The sequence below is a fragment of the Bacteroides reticulotermitis JCM 10512 genome (assembly GCF_000517545.1).
GTDB classification, from domain to species: Bacteria; Bacteroidota; Bacteroidia; order Bacteroidales; family Bacteroidaceae; genus Bacteroides; species Bacteroides reticulotermitis.
In genome coordinates, this window is sequence record NZ_BAIV01000092.1 from 1 (window position 1) to 771 (window position 771).

Here is a 771-nt window from a genome sequence, read left to right on the forward strand (position 1 = left end):
GGTCAGATAGTTCGACAAGCGAAACTCGGCACCCAGGTTAAAAGTTCCCGTCAGATCGGTAAGCAGATTTGTTTTCAACGCTGCCACAGGCAATGACTCTCCACCCAGCAAGTTTTTGTTTGCAGGGTACGGTTGCTGAGCATGCAGCAAAAGTGGTGAGACGAGAAACAGCAATAGTAGTTTTGCCAATAGTTTATTCATTCAATCTAATTTTAGGGGTATGGAATACTGGAAAATAAGACACAACACACGCTATATTCTCACAAAAAGAATAATACATTATGAAATATCACCTATATATGCTTACTTTACCCAATAGTTTTAATTTCTCTTTTCCAACAAGAGAGTTAAATCAGTAAAAAACAACTATAAAATGCCATTTAAAGCATATTTCTGAGCTTCATAGAATTCGGACTTAACCCCTCTGACACTTGTAGAGTGTCGGAGGGGTTTTTACTTGAAACGTACAACACTGACAGACAATGAATTACAAAGCATTATTATGCCCTAAAAAATAACTTGTGAAACATTTGTGAAACATTATTTGAGAGGGAAAGAAAAGAAAGGATCGAAGGAGACTGGTTACTAGTACAGTAAAGACGGCTAGTGAGCAAAAACCAAAAGAAATTTGTGAAACATTTGTAAAACATTGACTTAATAAACTAATAATGAAGCAAATATGAAGAATGCACGCAAACCGGCACATAAACTGTGCGACAATTGCCGAAAAACAGCAAAGGCGGCAGTAGAAGTTGTGAAAATGGTAAAAGG

At 37.0% G+C, this 771-nt stretch carries 1 protein-coding gene; it reads right to left on the reverse strand.

Translation table 11 applies throughout. The features are described from left to right. On the reverse strand, positions 1–201 hold a 201-nt coding region (locus JCM10512_RS22650; protein WP_148298526.1), incomplete at its 3' end, for a DUF3575 domain-containing protein. Positions 202–771 lie beyond the last annotated feature (570 nt).